The sequence below is a fragment of the Hydrogenophaga sp. genome (assembly GCF_014773545.1).
In the GTDB taxonomy this organism is placed as follows: Bacteria; Pseudomonadota; Gammaproteobacteria; order Burkholderiales; family Burkholderiaceae_C; genus Hydrogenophaga.
Genome location: NZ_SDDV01000003.1, coordinates 195695 through 211644, shown reverse-complemented (window position 1 = coordinate 211644; position 15950 = coordinate 195695). Strand labels below are relative to the sequence as shown.

12 protein-coding genes are annotated in these 15950 nt (G+C 65.1%); 6 read left to right on the top strand and 6 right to left on the bottom strand.

Annotated elements, in window-relative coordinates; all coding sequences use genetic code 11:
• Positions 1 to 56 precede the first annotated feature (56 nt).
• The 6 genes from EST26_RS03800 (at position 57) to EST26_RS03775 (ending at position 7746) form a co-directional block, all read left to right on the top strand.
• Positions 57 to 563 (top strand): methyltransferase, encoded by a 507-nt coding sequence (locus tag EST26_RS03800; RefSeq protein ID WP_291065561.1) that lies wholly within the window; start codon positions 57 to 59, stop codon positions 561 to 563.
• A gap of 31 nt (positions 564 to 594) precedes the next feature.
• Positions 595 to 1092 (top strand): VOC family protein, encoded by a 498-nt coding sequence (locus tag EST26_RS03795; protein WP_291065560.1) that lies wholly within the window; start codon positions 595 to 597, stop codon positions 1090 to 1092.
• A 221-nt stretch (positions 1093 to 1313) separates the two neighbouring features.
• Positions 1314 to 3635, top strand: coding sequence for a methyl-accepting chemotaxis protein (locus EST26_RS10450; protein WP_366474265.1), 2322 nt, complete (start codon positions 1314 to 1316; stop codon positions 3633 to 3635).
• A 121-nt stretch (positions 3636 to 3756) separates the two neighbouring features.
• Positions 3757 to 4566 carry a CDP-diacylglycerol--serine O-phosphatidyltransferase gene (gene pssA / locus EST26_RS03785; protein ID WP_291065559.1) on the top strand — a complete coding sequence of 270 codons (810 nt, stop codon included), beginning with the start codon at positions 3757 to 3759 and terminating at the stop codon, positions 4564 to 4566.
• A gap of 234 nt (positions 4567 to 4800) precedes the next feature.
• Positions 4801 to 6342, top strand: a complete 1542-nt coding sequence (locus EST26_RS03780; RefSeq protein ID WP_291065558.1) for a 2-isopropylmalate synthase — start codon at positions 4801 to 4803, stop codon at positions 6340 to 6342.
• 261 nt (positions 6343 to 6603) lie between these two features.
• Complete coding sequence (locus EST26_RS03775) at positions 6604 to 7746, top strand: serine hydrolase (protein WP_291065557.1); 1143 nt, start codon at positions 6604 to 6606, stop codon at positions 7744 to 7746.
• Between the two features lie 33 nt (positions 7747 to 7779).
• Here EST26_RS03775 and EST26_RS03770 read toward each other — a convergent pair whose 3' ends face one another.
• From EST26_RS03770 to gcvH, 6 genes are all read right to left on the bottom strand, one after another.
• On the bottom strand, positions 7780 to 8562 hold the full coding sequence (locus EST26_RS03770) for an IclR family transcriptional regulator (RefSeq protein ID WP_291065556.1): 783 nt from the start codon (positions 8560 to 8562) through the stop codon (positions 7780 to 7782).
• Between the two features lie 52 nt (positions 8563 to 8614).
• Positions 8615 to 9352 carry an arginyltransferase gene (locus EST26_RS03765; protein ID WP_291065555.1) on the bottom strand — a complete coding sequence of 246 codons (738 nt, stop codon included), beginning with the start codon at positions 9350 to 9352 and terminating at the stop codon, positions 8615 to 8617.
• Complete coding sequence (gene aat, locus EST26_RS03760) at positions 9349 to 10116, bottom strand: leucyl/phenylalanyl-tRNA--protein transferase (RefSeq protein WP_291065554.1); 768 nt, start codon at positions 10114 to 10116, stop codon at positions 9349 to 9351. The genes EST26_RS03765 and aat overlap by 4 nt, the downstream gene beginning before the upstream one ends.
• Positions 10117 to 10176: 60 nt before the next feature.
• Positions 10177 to 12156 (bottom strand): B12-binding domain-containing radical SAM protein, encoded by a 1980-nt coding sequence (locus EST26_RS03755; protein ID WP_291065553.1) that lies wholly within the window; start codon positions 12154 to 12156, stop codon positions 10177 to 10179.
• Between the two features lie 45 nt (positions 12157 to 12201).
• The gene (gene gcvPB, locus EST26_RS03750; protein ID WP_291065552.1) at positions 12202 to 15321 is read right to left on the bottom strand and encodes an aminomethyl-transferring glycine dehydrogenase subunit GcvPB; all 3120 of its coding nucleotides are present in this window, start codon (positions 15319 to 15321) and stop codon (positions 12202 to 12204) included.
• A gap of 154 nt (positions 15322 to 15475) precedes the next feature.
• Positions 15476 to 15847 carry a glycine cleavage system protein GcvH gene (gene gcvH / locus EST26_RS03745; protein WP_291065551.1) on the bottom strand — a complete coding sequence of 124 codons (372 nt, stop codon included), beginning with the start codon at positions 15845 to 15847 and terminating at the stop codon, positions 15476 to 15478.
• Positions 15848 to 15950 lie beyond the last annotated feature (103 nt).

Genomic DNA, 15950 nt, shown 5'->3' with positions numbered 1-15950 from the left:
TGAGGTGTTTGCGCGATCCTCGTCGTATCGGGGCGATTGCGCCAGCCTCCAAGGCTTTGGCTCAAACCATCGCCAAGGAGGTGCGGCGCGCCGACCCGGGCGTGTTGATCGAAGTGGGCGCGGGCACCGGAGCCATCACGCGCGCGCTGGCCGCTGGCGGTCTCGCTTCGGATCGCTTTGTCGTGATCGAGCGCGACCCGGATTTCGCGCGCTTGCTGCGGCGCAATTTCCCGGCGCTGGAGGTGCTCAACCGCTGCGCTTCCAGCGTCAATTCGCTCGTCGTCGATGCCCTGTCGGTGGTCACGCTGGTCTCCTCGCTGCCGCTGATGTCCATGCCCAAGGCTGAGGCCAGACAAAGTGTTGAAGCCATGCTGGCTCTGATTACGCGCCAGCCCGGCTCGCGCTTGATTCAATACACCTACGCCGCGCCGCATTTGCAGCCGTTCAAAAGTGTTCCGCCCGGTTGGCGCTGGCGCCGGGTGGCCTCGGTTTGGATCAATTTGCCGCCGGCGACGGTCTGGTCGCTCGAGCCGGTGGCTCATATGGCACCCCATGCTTACTAGCGGCATGAATCACAGCGCACGGACACCGGTCATGGCAAGCCAGCGGCCCTTCAAAGTGCTGGGCATCCAGCAGATCGCCATTGGCGGTCTGGACAAAATGCGGCTGCGCAAGCTCTGGGTCGATATGCTGGGGCTGGAAGTCACTGGCACCTACCGCAGCGAGCGCGAAAACGTCGACGAGGACATTTGCGTCATTGGCAGCGGCCCGTTCCAGGTCGAGGTCGACCTGATGCAGCCCTTGGACGCTGCGATGAAACCCGCGGTGCACGCCACGCCGCTCAACCATGTGGGGCTGTGGGTCGACGACCTGCCGCAGGCGGTGCAGTGGCTCACGGCGCAGGGCGTGCGCTTTGCGCCGGGCGGCATTCGCCCCGGCGCGGCCGGGTTTGACATCGTTTTTTTGCACCCCAAGGCGAACGCTGAATTCCCCATTGCCGGAGAGGGGGTTCTGGTCGAGCTGGTGCAGGCGCCGCCCGAGCTGGTGCAGGCCTTTGCGCAACGGGCGATGCAGCCGGTCCAGAGCGACTGAGAGGCCGAGAGCCGCCGAGCGGGTGCGCGGCCAGCCGCTGCTGCTTGACTGCGGGTTGTGGCGTCCCGATCTGGGCGCAAAAGCGCCTTTTGTTCCGGGTTTTGTCTGCGGCAGGCACCCTTACCCTTGAGCCGCACGTGCACGGCTTGGCAGCCGGCTTCAGTTCAGCCCCCTGCCGCCGATACCCGGGGTTGCCGTCAAACCAGCAGGTTTTTTCGAATATGTCAGGCTTTATCGTTTTTCGCCCCGGCATCTGGCTGATGCGGCGGCTTCGTCTGCCCGCAAAGTTCGGCCTTTTGTGCGCCGTTTTGCTGCTGCCGCTGCTGGTCGGTGGGGGGTGGCTGCTGCAGCAGGTGCAGCAAGACCTGCGTCTGGTCCAGGACGGGCGCGCGGGCGCGCAGGCGGCGGCGGGGCTGCTCGGCCTGACCCAGGCCTTGCAGGCGCAGCGGGATCAGGCCGGTATGCTGCTGGCGGGTGCTCAGGACGCGCGCAAGGCGCCAGAGCCGTCCCGCGCGCCGCTGCGCTTGGCCATTGCCAGCACCGATGCGGCGCTGCTGGCGCAGCGGCCCGATTGGGGGCTCGGGCCGGACTGGCTGGCCCTGCGTGCGCGGCTGGACCCTGTGGGGGTTACGCAAGCCGCATCGGCAGCCGAACCGCTGGCCCCGCACAGCGCGTTGCTGCTGCAGTCGCGCCACCTGTTGCTGGGTGTGGCGGAACGCTCGCACCTGTTGTTCGACCCGCAGCCAACGGTTCATTTCCTGCTCGAGCTGCTGCTTGCACGCCACATCGGCTGGTCTGATGCGCTGGGCCAACTGCGCACCCTGGGCGCGCAGCACCTGCTGGCGCCCGAGCCACCGATTGATTCGGCGCGTCTCTTGCAGCAGCAGTTACACGCCTTGCAGTTGCTGCTGCAAGAGCAGCGGGTGGTGATCGCAGGGCTGGAGCGTCACGGCCGCAGCGACCCGCAGAGTCAGGCCGCGCTGGCGGCGTCCGAGCGTTTTGTCGATACGGCGCGGCAAGCCTTGGAGCAGCCCGGTGCGCTGCCTGTCGCTGCTTTTTTAACGGCTGGAACCGAGGCCATTGAACAGGTGAGCGCCTACCAGGCCGGTATGCTGGCGCAGCTCGACGCCGTGCTGGTGCAGCGCATGGGTGCTTTGCAAGCCTGGCGGGCGATCCTGATCGGGGCCGCCGTGGCTGGTCTGGCGGTGCTGATTTACCTGGCGCTGACGCTCTACCTCAGTTTCGTGCGTGATTTTCATCGGGTCACGCAAGTCATGGGGCAAACCGCAGCAGGCAACTTGCGCGCCCATGTCCAACTCAAAGGGCGCGACGAACTGGCGGAACTCGCTGAGCGGCTCGAGCGCATGATAGGTCGGCTCTCGGCCATGGTGGCCGAGGTGCGCAGCAACGCCGCACTGGTGGCACAGGCGGGCAAAGCCCTGGCGCAGGGCAACCGCGAGTTGGCCGACCGGACCGAGCAGCAGGCGGCCAATCTGCAGCAGACGGCAGCCAGCGTGCAGCAGCTCTCGAGCACCGTGCATCAAAACGCGGCCTCGGCCGGCGACTCGAACACCCAGGCGGCGCGGGTGCGCGACCTGGCCGAGATGGGGGCGGCTTCGATGGAGCGCGCCGTTGCTTCGGTCGAGCAGATTCAAAAGGGCGCGCGTCAGATGAACGAGATCATCGGCGTGATCGACAGCCTGGCGTTTCAGACCAACATCCTGGCGCTCAACGCCGCGGTGGAGGCGGCCCGTGCCGGCGAGCAGGGCCGGGGTTTTGCGGTGGTGGCCAACGAGGTGCGCACGCTGGCCCAGCGCTCGGCTGCGTCGTCGAAAGAAATTCGTCAGCTCATCGAGGCATCAGCGGCACAGGTGCAAGCCAGCGTGGCGCAAATTCGGGCCGTTGGCGGCACCATTTCGCAAATCGTCAACGGTGTGCGCGGCATGGCGGCCAATATGTCGCAGATTTCGTCGGCCAGCGCCGAGCAAAGCACCGGGTTGACGCAGATTTCGTCCGCCGTTGGCCAGCTCGACCAAATCACCCAGCGCAACGCGCAAATGGTAGAACGCGCCGTGCTGCAAGCCAACGAGCTCGAACAGCGCGCAGCGCACTTGGCGCAGACCGTCGCCACCTTCTTGCTGCAGCAAGGCACCGCCGAAGAGGCGATGGCGCTGGTGCAGCGTGCGCTGGCGCACCGCAGCCAAGTCGCACGGGAGGCGTTTGTGCGCGATCTGAGTCGGCCCGACGGTGCTTTTCACGACCGCGACATGTATGTTTTTGCGCTCGATGAAACGGGCGTTTACCGTGCCTTTGGCGGCAAACCGCACAAGGTGGGCAGCCGGGTGCAGGATATTGCGGGCGTGGACGGTGCGTCTTTGTTGCAGGCCATCGTGGCGCAGGCCCGGGTCGCGCCGGGCTGGGTCGAGTACGACATCGTCAACCCGGTCACGGGCAAGGTGCAGGGCAAGATGTCGTACGTGGTAAAGGTTGACGATTTGTACGTCGGCTGCGGCATCTATAAAACGGCCGCGCTGGCGGCTTGATCGAGCTCTCTGCGCGGCCCGTCGAGTGGCCCCGCTGCGCTGGCTTACACTGGGCCGTGCTGCGCTTTGGCCGACACCGGCGTCGCTTCCTTTTTCGCTGCCAGACCCATTTGAGAGACTCATGCAAGACGACCCCGATCGCCCCGATCCTCCTGCCCAAGCCTTGCGCCAGCGCCGCAAAGGCATTTACATGTTGCCCAACATGATTACACTGGCGGCGCTGTTTTGCGGTTTTTATTCGGTCGTGATGGCGATGGACGGCCGCTTCGATCTGGCCACCGTCGGTATTTTCGCCGCCATGTTTCTCGACAGCATGGACGGCCGGGTCGCGCGCCTGACCAACACGCAAAGCGCGTTTGGCGTGCAGATGGATTCGCTGGCCGACATGGTGTCCTTTGGCGCCGCGCCGGCCCTGATCGCTTACGAGTGGGCGCTGCGCGGTCTGGGCCGCTGGGGCTGGATCGCCGCTTTTGTCTACTGCGCCTGCGCCGCCCTGCGGCTGGCGCGCTTCAATGTCAACACCGAGGTGGTCGACAAGCGTTTTTTTCAGGGGCTGCCATCGCCCGCCGCCGCCGCGCTGGTGGCCGGCTTCATCTGGCTGGCCACCGAGTACGGGGTGGCAGGCTCAGAACTGGTCTGGCTGATGTTTTTTCTGACCTTGTACGCCGGCCTGACCATGGTTACCAACGTGCCGTTCTACAGCTTCAAGGAACTCAGCCTCAAGCGCAGCGTGCCCTTTGCCGTCATTGTGCTGGTGGCGCTGGCGATCGCGGTGATCAACATCGACCCGCCCGCCGTGCTGTTTGGCATTTTCGTGCTGTACGGCTTGTCGGGTTATGCGGTCTATCTGTGGCGCAAGCTCAAGGGTCAGCCGACCAGTGTCATCAGCACCTCGACCCGCGAACCAGAAGAACGCGGTCTGCACGAATGAAAACCTGCGGGGCGACGAGGGTTTTTCACTCTCACCCGATGCCTGGCTTTGTGCTACATTGGCCGCCATGACGTTTATTTCCTTCGCGCTGCTACTGGGTGTCCAACACGGGCAGTTAGGGTAGCGCGCGCAAGTTTCCCTCCAACGGCCCGTTTGCAACTGCAGCGGGCCGTTTGTTTTGGGGCTGCAGTTTTTCTCAGTGCCGCCCATGAGGCGGCTGACCGGAGTATGGCGATGAGCGACAAACTGATCATTTTCGACACTACCTTGCGCGACGGCGAGCAGTCACCCGGCGCGTCCATGACCAGGGACGAAAAGCTGCGCATTGCGCGCCAATTGGAGCGTCTGAAGGTGGACGTGATAGAGGCCGGTTTTGCCGCCAGTTCACCGGGTGACTTCGATTGCGTGCAGGCGATTGCCAACACCATCAAAGATGCCACCATTTGTTCGCTGGCGCGCGCCAACGAACGTGACATCGAGCGCGCGGCCCAAGCGCTCAAAGGCGCCCGACGCGCGCGCATCCACACCTTCATTGCCACCAGCGCGCTGCACATGGAAAAAAAGCTGCGCATGACGCCCGAGCAGGTGTTCGAGCAGGCGCGCCAGTCGGTGCGGCTGGCGCGCAACGTGTGCCCCGACGTCGAGTTCAGCCCCGAGGACGGCTACCGCAGCGACTTCGACTTTCTCTGCCGTGTGCTCGAAGCCGTGATCGATGCGGGGGCGAGCACCGTCAACATTCCCGACACCGTGGGCTACGCCGTGCCCGAGTTGTACGGCAACTTCATTCGCGCCCTGCGCGAGCGCGTTCCGAACGCCGACAAGGCGATCTGGTCGGTGCACTGCCACAACGACCTGGGCATGGCGGTGGCCAATTCGCTGGCGGGCGTCAAGATCGGTGGCGCACGCCAGGTCGAGTGCACCATCAATGGCCTGGGCGAGCGCGCCGGCAACTGTTCGCTGGAAGAAGTCGTGATGGCAGTGCGCACGCGGCGCGACTACTTCGGGCTCGACGTCGGCGTCGATGCCACGCAAATCGTTCCCGCCAGCCGCATGGTCAGCCTGATCACCGGCTTCGTGGTGCAGCCCAACAAGGCGGTGGTGGGTGCCAACGCCTTTGCCCACGCCAGCGGCATCCACCAAGACGGCGTGCTCAAGGCGCGCGATACCTACGAAATCATGCGCGCCGAAGACGTGGGCTGGAGCGCCAATAAAATCGTGCTGGGCAAGCTCAGTGGCCGCAATGCGTTCAAGCAGCGCTTGCAAGACCTGGGCATTGAGCTGGGGTCGGAGACTGAAGTCAACAGCGCGTTTGCCGCTTTCAAGGAACTGGCCGACCGCAAGAGCGACATTTTCGACGAAGACATTCTGGCCTTGTGCAGCGACGAGAGCGTGAGCGCCGAGAAAGAGCAGTACGGGCTGGTTTCACTGGCGCAGCACAGCGAGACCGGCGAGCGTCCGCAGGCGCACGTGGTGTTCACCATCGACGGCCGGGAATATCAGGGTCGCGCCGACGGCAACGGGCCGGTCGATGCTTCGCTCAAGGCGATTGAAACCCACGTCAAAAGTGGCGCGGAGCTCTTGCTCTACTCGGTCAACGCCATCACCAGCGGCTCGACCGAGAGCCAGGGCGAGGTCACGGTGCGCTTGCAGCACGGCGGTCGGGTGGTCAACGGCGTCGGTGCCGATCCCGACATCGTGGTGGCTTCGGCCAAGGCCTACCTGAGCGCGCTCAACAAGCTGCACAGCAAGGCCGAGCGGGTCGCTGCGCAAGGCTGATCGTCGTTGGCGCGCTTGCCAGATGTCCTGACCCTTCGACCGATTCCGATCATCCTGAGCTTGTCGAAGGACAGGCTCAGGGCGAACGGTTGACTCTTCACTGGGCCGAGGCAATAGTTCTTGCGTTAATTGAAGAACAGGGCGCAAGCTTTTGATGTTGCATGTTTTTTTTAAATTCCCTATACTTTGCTCCAAACCCATCTTTCTGGCCAGAACGAAGTCATGTCATTTAGTGCGAACCCGCTGCGAAAACTTTGCCCTGTGACAGTCCTGGTGCTGGTTTTGCTCGCGCTGCTGTTGCCGCTGAGCGCCCCGTCGGCAGCGGCGGCGGTGGCCAGCGCCACAAAAAAACCGCAAATCGCCCCGTCGGCGTCGCAGCTCGGCAGCAGCCGGGTGACAACGCAGCGCGAGCTGCGCGTCAACGGCCAGCGCAGGGCCGAAGCGGTCCGGGCCTCGTCCCAGACCAAGCAGCTTCGCAATACGAAGCGCCCGGCCCAGGCCAAGGCCGCGCAGCGGCGCGTGCAGCAAACGCGCGCGGCGCCGAACCGCCGCGCAGTGGCCCAGCGTGAGCGACCGGCGGCTGCCGGGCCTCGGGTGTCTATGGGGCAGCGCCTGGGCTTGCGCGACGATGAAGACCTGCTCGGCCTGAACTCGAGCGTGGCGCTGGTGGTCGATCAGGAAACCCATGAAGTCCTTTTCAGCAAGAATGACAGCGTCGCGCTGCCGATCGCGTCGGTGACCAAGCTGATGGCCGGGCTGGTGATCGCCGACGCCGCGTTGTCGATGGACGAGCCGATCACCATCACCCAGGACGACGTAGACGTCTACAGAGGCAGCAGTTCGCGGCTGGCGGTGGGCAGCACGCTGACCCGCGCAGAGCTGATGCATTTGTCGCTGATGTCGAGCGAAAACCGCGCCGCACATGCGCTTGGCCGCACCTATCCGGGCGGCATGCAGCAGTTCGTGCGCGACATGAATCTCAAAGCCCGTCTGCTGGGCATGTTCGATACCCGCTTTGTCGAGCCGACTGGCCTGTCCAGCGGCAACCTGTCGAGTGCGCGCGATCTCGCCGCACTGGTGGCTGTGGCCTATGAGCGCCCGATTTTGCGCAGCCTGTCGACATCACCCGGCCACCAGGTGGAGCTGGGTGAACGGGTGTTGCAGTTCAATAATTCGAACCGGCTGGTGCGTGACCCGCAGTGGCAGATTGGTCTGCAAAAAACCGGTTTCATCTCTGAGGCGGGCCGTTGCGTGGTGATGCAGGCCAAGGTGGCCGGACGCCGGGTCATCATGGTGTTTCTCGACTCGGCCAGCTCATTGAGCCGCGTGCAGGACGCCGAGCGCGTGCGCCGCTGGGTCGAGGCGCAGAACTATATTCAGCTCTTTGTCCGGCCGCAGGGCTGAGCGGGCGGCTTCAGCGCGAGACCTTGCACCCGATCAGTTGGGCTGGGCGCTGCCCAGCGCGGCAGAAATTTCGCCTGCGGTAGCGCGCAGTTTGTCGAGCCAATTTTCATTGATCCGGTCGGCCGGGGCTGAGATCGAGAGCCCGGCCACCAGCTTACCCTGATCGTCGTAAATGCCTGCGGCCATGCAGCGCACGCCGATTTCGAGTTCCTCGTTGTCGCGCGCCACGCCGGTTTGGCGGCACTGCAGGAGTTCGCGCTCCAGCGCGGCCAGTTGCGTCAGGCTGTTGCGCGTGTTGCCCACCAGCCCGGTGCGCGTGGCGTAATCGCGCACCCGCTGCGGGGGATCGCAGGCCAGGAACAACTTGCCGACCGAAGTCAGGTGCAGGGGTGCGCGTCCGCCAATGGCGCGCACCACTTGCATGCCCGATCGTTCGCTGAAGACGCGCTCGACGTAGACGATTTCGTCGCCCTGGCGCAGGCTCAGATTGACGGGTTGCTGAATCAGTTTGTGCAGTCCGCGCATAGGCGTCAGCGCTGCGTCGCGCACGCTCAGACGGGCCTTGACCAGGTTGCCCAGTTCCAGCAAACGCATGCCCAGACGGTAGCTGCCGGCCTGCGGGCGCTCGACGAAACGGCCTATGGTCAAGTCATTCAGGATGCGGTGCGCGGTCGAGGGGTGCAAGCCGGTTTTGTCGCTGATGTCTTTCAGCGAAACCGCGTCTTCCCGTGCGGCCAGCACTTCCAGCAAATGGAACATGCGCTCGATGACTTGTACCGATGGCGTGCTGGGCGGCTGTTTGGCTCGTTTCGTCATGGGCAGCGGGTAGGCGTTTGCCCGCATTTTACAAGATGAAATTCAAACGGCTTCAGCCGACTTCGACCCAGCGGCCACTCAGCAGCCGTTCGTGCGGCCGGAAGTTGGCCTTGTAGTTCATTTTCGGGCTCTGTTCGATCCAGTAGCCCAAGTAGACGTGTGGCAGGCCCAGCAGTCGCGCTTGCTCGATCTGCCACAGAACGTTGTAAGTGCCGTAGCTGGCCCGGTCCTGCGGTTCGTAGAAGGTGTAGACCGCCGACAGACCGTCGTTGAGCACATCGACCACCGACACCATTTTCAGTCGGGCGGCCTGGCCGTCCCGTGCCGGCTGGTAGAACTCGACCAGGCGCGAATTGATGCGGCTTTGCAGCAGGAACTGGGTGTACTGGTCGACGCTGTCGTGATCCATGCCGCCGCCGGCGTGCCGGCTGCGCTGGTAGCGCAGATAAAGCTGGTAATGCTCGGGGACGAAGCACAGCCGCAGCACGCGCGTTTGCAGCGTCTCGTGCTGCAGCAGGCAGCGGCGCTGGCTGCGATTGGGCCGCCAGCGCGCCACCGCCACCCGCAGCGGCACGCAGGCTTGGCACGCATCGCAACAGGGGCGATAGGTGAACAGGCCGCTGCGCCGAAAACCCTGTTTGACCAGGTCGGAGTAGGCGTCGTTGTGAATCAGGTGGCTGGGTGTGGCCACCTGCGAGCGGGCCAGGCGCCCCGGCAGGTAGCTGCACGGGTAGGCTGCGGTGGCGTAAAACTGCAAGGCCTGCAGCGGGAGTTCTTTGAGCTGCGTCACTCTGGCGGGCCGTGTTCGACAAGCAGATGGCGCCAGTATAAAGGCTGAAACTGCCACACGGGTGAGCGCTGTGGCACGGCCAGGCGCACCTGTGCGGCAAACGTTTGGCGCGACATGCAGTGCGCTCCCAGCGAGCTCAGATGCGCCGTTTCCTGCTGGCAATCGATCAAGGGCAACGCGTGCGCACGACAAAAGGCCACCAGGGCCGCCAGGGCGATTTTGGAGGCGTTGCTTTGACGGCAGAACATCGATTCGCCAAACACCATGCGCCCCAGGTTGACCGCATACAGACCGCCGGCGAGTTCACCGTCGATCCAGGTCTCCACGCTGTGCGCCAGGCCGGCGCGGTGCAACTGCAAATAGGCCTCGATCATGGCTGGCAGCAGCCAGGTGCCGCTGACGCCCGCGCGCGGCGTCTGCGCACAGGCGCGAATCACGCGCTCGAAATCGTGGTCTATGCGAATGTCGAGCCGGCCCTGCCGCAGCAGGGCTGCAATCGACTTGCGCAGCGAACGGTGCAGCCGAAAATGCTGGGTCTGCAACACCAGGCGCGGGTCCGGGCTCCACCACAGCGGCGGCTGGCCATCGCTGAACCAAGGAAAAATGCCTTGCGAATAGGCGCTGATCAGGGTGGGCAGGTCGATCGCAGCGCCAGCGGCCAGCAAGCCTGGCGCCGGGTCATCGGGTCCCCAGGCGTTGTCAATGGGCGGAAAAGCCTGGCCCGGCTCCAGCCAGGGCAGGATGCGGGTCGGCGACTGTGACATGGCGCTATTGTGGTCGATGCCGGACGCCAGCCGCCGGTGCAGACGCTTCCATGGCAGGGTTCAGCCGCGCTGCGCCAGCGCCTTGGCGATTTTGCCGCGCTTGACGCTAGGCCGTGGCACCGGTTGCGGCAGGTGTTCGAACCAGCGCCGCACCTCGTCTTGCACGCACAGGCCGTGCATGTAGTTGTAGATCGCCTTGCGCAGGCCGCTGCCCAGCGCATCGTGATCGACACCGGTGGGGTCGATGAAGCCGATGTCGTTCTTGGCAAAACTCACCGGCGGCAGCGCGATCAGCTCGATGCCATAGGCCGCCGGGTCCATGCCCACGGGGGAATGCACGGTGCAGCTGAAACGGTGGAAGAAGCCGCTCTGGATGCAGCCGGCCTCGAACAACTGGCGCACGTATTCGAGCGCGTCCACCGTGTCCTGCAGCGTCTGGGTGGGAAAGCCGTACATCAGGTAGGCGTGCACCAGGATGCCGGCGTCGCTGAAGCCTTTGGTCACGCGCGCCACCTGCTCGACCGACACGCCTTTTTTCATGAGGTGGAGCAGGCGGTCGCTCGCCACTTCCAGCCCGCCGCTGATGGCGATGCAGCCGCTTTGCGCCAGCAGCTCGGCCAGCTCGGGCGTGAAGGTTTTCTCAAACCGGATGTTGCCCCACCAACTGATCTGCAGCTCGCGCCGGATCAGCTCTTGTGCCAGCGCTTTCAGGGCCTTGGGCGGCGCGGCTTCGTCGACGAAATGGAAGCCGGTCTGGCCGGTCTCGTTGACGATCTTTTCGATGCGATCGGCCAGTGTGGACGCGGTCGCGGCCTCAAAGCGGCCGATGTAGTCCAGGCTCACATCGCAGAAGCTGCACTTCTTCCAGTAGCAGCCGTGCGCCACCGTCAGCTTGTTCCAGCGGCCATCGCTCCACAGGCGGTGCATGGGGTTGAGCAGGTCGAGCAGGCTGAGGTAGCGGTCCAGCGGCAGGCCGTCCCAGGTGGGTGTGCCCACGTCTTCAAACGGGATGTCGGGCTCGACGAAGTTGATGTAGCGCACGGTGCCCGCGTTGGCTGTGGCTCCCTCTCCCTCTGGGAGAGGGCTGGGGTGAGGGCTGTCTTCACGCACAAAAGTCCGCTGCAGCCGTTGGCGCCCACGCTCGCCGCGCAGGTGCTCGATCAGCGACAGCACCGGCCGCTCGCCGGCGTCCAGCGTCACATAGTCCACGAAGTGAAACACGCGCGGGTCGGACAGTTCGCGCAGCTCGGTATTCACAAAACCGCCGCCGAGCGCAATGCGGATGTTCGGGTTATGCGCCTTGATGGTCTGCGCGATGCGCAAGGCCGCATAGACCGAGCCGGGAAAGGGCACCGAAAGCAGCACCAGCGCCGGCTGGTGCCGGTGGAGGGCGGCCAGCGTCAGCTCGTGCAGCAGCTCGTCCACCAGCGTGGGTGGCGCGGCCAGCGCTTGCGCGAGCGGGTCGAAGCTGGGCTGGCTGCTGGCGAGCGACTCGGCGTAGCGCACGAACTCGAAGCGCGCGTCCACCGCGTCGCGCAGCACGTCGGCCAGGTCGTTCAGGTACAGCGTGCACAGATGCCGTGCCTTGTCCTGCACGCCCAGCGCGCCAAAGGCCCAGGCCAGCGGGTCGCCGCCGCCGTCGCCCATGTCCACGTTGTCGTAGGCGTCGAGCGCCGCAAAGCGCGGGCCTTCAGGCAGCAGGCCGCGCGCGGCCATGCGGTGCGCCAGCGTGGCGTCGCGCCCCTGCAGGTAGGCGATGGCCGGGCCGATGCTGCTGCGGTAGGCGCCAAACTGGTCCAGAAAGGCGTGCACGCTGCCCGAGCGCCGTGCTTCGGGCTGGGCCAGCGCACGGCTGCGCACGGCCGCCAGCCCGGCGGGCGTGAAGATTTTCAAGACCAGCGCCAGCGCCAAGTCTTCCTGCACGGCGCTGATACCGCGCGAGCGCAGGAAGCCGGTGAGGTAGGCGGTGGAAGGGTAGGGCGTGTTGAGCTGCGTCATCGGCGGGATGAGGCTCAAGACGCGCAGGCTGGGCTGGGTCATGCGGGGATCGGTGGCGGGCCTGTGCCCGGTCTTGCAGTCGAGTGATCAGGCGCTGGCGTATTCGCTCACCGGCACACAACTGCAATACAGGTTGCGGTCGCCGTAGACGTTGTCCACTCGGCCCACTGACGGCCAGTACTTGGTGTTGAGTGCGTGGCCCTGGGCCGCGGCGGCGAGTTCGCGCGGGTAGGGGTGGGTCCAGTCGCTCATGAGCACGCTGGCCGCAGTGTGCGGCGCGTTCTTCAGCGGGTTGTCGTCGCGCGGCCACTCGCCGGCTTCAATGCGGCGGATTTCGTTGCGGATCGCGATCATGGCGTCGATGAAGCGGTCCAGCTCTTGCAGCGTTTCGCTCTCGGTGGGCTCGACCATCAGCGTGTTGGCCACGGGGAAGCTGAGCGTGGGCGCATGAAAACCGTGGTCCATCAGGCGCTTGGCCACGTCTTCGGCCAGCACCCCGCTGGTCTCTTTCAGGCCGCGCAGGTCCAGGATGCACTCGTGCGCCACATGGCCGTTGGCCGAGGCGTACAGCGTGGGGTAGTGGTCGGCCAGGCGCTTGCTGATGTAGTTGGCGCTCAGGATGGCGGCCTCGGTGGCGTGCTTGAGGCCGTCGGCGCCCATCATGCGGATGTACATCCAACTGATCGGCAGGACCGCGGCGTTTCCGAGAGGGGCGGCGCTGACCGCCCCCACCAAATGCCGTTCGGGCTGAGCTGATATTTCCGACTGTCCTGAGCTTGTCGAAGGAAGCCCTTCGACAAGCTCAGGGCGAACGGATGGGCTGGCAGCGGCTCCCGTGGCGTGCCCGGGCAGGAAAGGCACCAGGTCTTGCACCACGCACACCGGGCCGACGCCTGGGCCGCCACCGCCGTGCGGGATGCAGAAGGTCTTGTGCAGGTTCAGGTGGCTCACGTCGCCGCCGAACTCGCCCGGCGCCGCCACGCCCACCAGCGCGTTCAGGTTGGCGCCGTCCACGTAGACCCGGCCGCCGTGCTGGTGTACCAGGGCGCAGAGTTCCTTGACCGTGGTTTCGAACACGCCGTGCGTGCTGGGGTAAGTGATCATCACGCAGGCCAGGTTCGCGCTGTGTTTTTCGCACTGGGCTTGCAGGTCGGCCATGTCCACGTTGCCGCGCTCGTCGCATCGGGTCACCACCACCTGCATTCCGACCATTTGTGCCGTGGCCGGGTTGGTGCCGTGCGCACTGGAGGGGATCAGGCAGATGTTGCGATGACTCTCGCCGCGCGAGGCGTGGAAGGCCTTGATGGCGAGCAGACCGGCGTATTCGCCCTGCGAACCGGCGTTCGGTTGCAGGCTGATGCCGGCGTAACCCGTGGCCTGGCACAGCCAGGCGCGCAACTGCTCATCCAGCTCTTGGTAGCCCTGCAACTGCTCGGCCGGGGCGAACGGGTGCACGTGGGCGAACTCGGGCCAGGTGATGGGGATCATCTCGCTGGTGGCGTTGAGCTTCATGGTGCAGCTGCCCAGCGGGATCATGCTGCGGTCCAGCGCCAGGTCTTTGTCGGACAGGCTGCGGATGTAGCGCAGCATGCTGGTTTCAGCGTGGTGGCGGTTGAACACCGGGTGCGTGAGGTAGGCGCTGGTGCGGCGCAGCTCGGCCGGAATCATCGGCTCGATGCCTTTTTCGAAGCTGTCCCATATGTCCGTTCGCCCTGAGCTTGGCCTGTCCTGAGCTTGTCGAAGGGTCGAAGGGCTCTCTGTCCGACCGTCCTGAGCTTGTCGAAGGGTCGAAGCCTCGATGGAGGTGTTGGCGTGCCCTTCGACAGGCTCAGGGCGAACGGGGGCGGCATCAGGGCGAACGGAGGAAAACACTGTCCACAGCTTCTCGATATCCTCGCGCGTGGTGGTCTCGTCGAGCGAAATCGTGATGCTCTGCTCACAAGCCTGGCGCAGGTTCATGCCAGCCTCGCGGGCGCGGGCCAGCAGCGCGGCGGTGGCGTCTTTGGTCAGTACCCAGAGGGTGTCAAAGGCGGTGTCTTTGCGCAGCGTGTGGCCCATGCTTTGCAGGCCCTGGGCCAGCACGGCGGTGTAGGCCGCCACGCGCTGGGCGATGCGCTTCAAGCCCTGCGGGCCGTGGTACACCGCATACATGCTGGCCACCACAGCGGGCAGCACCTGCGCGGTGCAGATGTTGGAGGTGGCCTTTTCGCGCCGGATGTGCTGTTCGCGCGTTTGCAGCGCCAGCCGGTAGGCCGGGTGGCCGTGCACGTCCACGCTCACGCCGACCAGTCGGCCCGGCAGCGAGCGCTTGAATTCGTCGCGGCAGGCCAGGTAGGCCGCGTGCGGACCGCCCGCGCCCATGGGCATGCCAAAGCGCTGGGTGCTGCCGACCACGATGTCGGCGCCCATTTCGCCCGGTGGCTTGAGCAGCGTCAGGGCCAGCAGGTCGGCGGCCACAATGAAGGCGGCCGACTGGGCGTGGCTGTGCCCGGCGTAAGCGCTCAGGTCTTCCACCACGCCGGTGCTGCCGGGGTATTGCGCCAAAGCCGCGAAGTGTTCTGATTGCAAGGCCGCAGTCCACTGGTCGGCGCTCTGGGGCACCAGCACCTCAATGCCCAGGGGCTTGGCCCGGGTCTGGATCACTTCAATCGTCTGGGGGTGGCAGGCGCGCGACACCACAAACACCCGGCTCTTGCTTTTCACCGTGCGCATCGCCAGCGTCATCGCCTCGGCGGCGGCAGTGGCTTCATCCAGCATCGATGCGTTGGCGATGTCCATGCCGGTCAGGTCGGTCACCAGGGTCTGGAAGTTGACCAGCGCCTCCATGCGGCCCTGCGAAATCTCGGCCTGGTAAGGCGTGTAGGCGGTGTACCAGGCCGGGTTCTCCAGCACGTTGCGCAGGATCACACCCGGGGTGTGCGTGCCGTAATAGCCCTGGCCGATGAAGCTCTTGAACACCTGGTTCTTCGAGGCGATGGCCTTGAGCTCGGCCAGCGCGGCGGCTTCGGTGACGGCTGGCGGCAGCTCCATGGGGCTGCGCCGCACGATGCTGCGCGGCACGATGGAGTCGATCAGGGTGCGGCGCGAGGCCTCACCGATGACCGACAGCATCAGCGCTTCGTCGGCCTCGCTGATGCCGATGTGGCGGGCAACGAACTCGCTGGCGTTTTCGAGTTCATTCAGGGGTTTTATAGAGGGCATCAGCATGGCGGCGACTTCCACAGACCGTTCGCCCTGAGCCTGTCGAAGGGCGGCGAACGGAAAAAACGTGCAAGGGCTTCGATCCTTCGACCCTTCGACAAGCTCAGGACAGGCCAAGCTCAGGATGAGCGGGGTCGGGCCCGGGCGGATAAAAAACGGCTCAGGCGTTGGCCGAGAAGGCGGTGTAGGCGGTTTCGTCCAGCAAGGCATCCACTTGCGAAACGTCCGACAGCTTGACCTTGAAGAACCAGCCCGCACCCAGCGGGTCGCTGTTGGCCAGCGAAGGGTCCTTGCGCAAGGCTTCGTTCACTTCCACGACTTCGCCACTGATCGGCATGTAGATATCGGCTGCCGCCTTGACGGACTCGACCACGCCGGCCACGTCTTTCTGGGCAAAAGTCTTGCCCACTTCGGGCAGGTCGACAAACACCACGTCGCCCAGCGCGTCCTGCGCGTGGGGGGTGATGCCGACGGTGGCGATGCCGCCGTCAACGGTGATCCATTCGTGGTCTTCGGTGTATTTGGTGATCATGGTGTTTCCTTCAGAAAGCGGTAGATTCCGTTCGCCCTGAGCCTGTCGAAGGGCTGCGAGACGGGGGGGATGAGGGCTTCGATCCTTCGACAGGCTCAGGATG

Coding starts and splice junctions, on each gene's coding strand:
- gcvH (WP_291065551.1), bottom strand. CDS start 15,847: ATGATCACCAAATACACCGAAGACCACGAATGGATCACCGTTGACGGC.
- EST26_RS03780 (WP_291065558.1), top strand. CDS start 4,801: ATGAGCGACAAACTGATCATTTTCGACACTACCTTGCGCGACGGCGAG.
- gcvPB (WP_291065552.1), bottom strand. CDS start 15,321: ATGCTGATGCCCTCTATAAAACCCCTGAATGAACTCGAAAACGCCAGC.
- EST26_RS03770 (WP_291065556.1), bottom strand. CDS start 8,562: ATGACGAAACGAGCCAAACAGCCGCCCAGCACGCCATCGGTACAAGTC.
- EST26_RS10450 (WP_366474265.1), top strand. CDS start 1,314: ATGTCAGGCTTTATCGTTTTTCGCCCCGGCATCTGGCTGATGCGGCGG.
- EST26_RS03795 (WP_291065560.1), top strand. CDS start 595: ATGGCAAGCCAGCGGCCCTTCAAAGTGCTGGGCATCCAGCAGATCGCC.
- EST26_RS03755 (WP_291065553.1), bottom strand. CDS start 12,156: ATGACCCAGCCCAGCCTGCGCGTCTTGAGCCTCATCCCGCCGATGACG.
- aat (WP_291065554.1), bottom strand. CDS start 10,116: ATGTCACAGTCGCCGACCCGCATCCTGCCCTGGCTGGAGCCGGGCCAG.
- pssA (WP_291065559.1), top strand. CDS start 3,757: ATGCAAGACGACCCCGATCGCCCCGATCCTCCTGCCCAAGCCTTGCGC.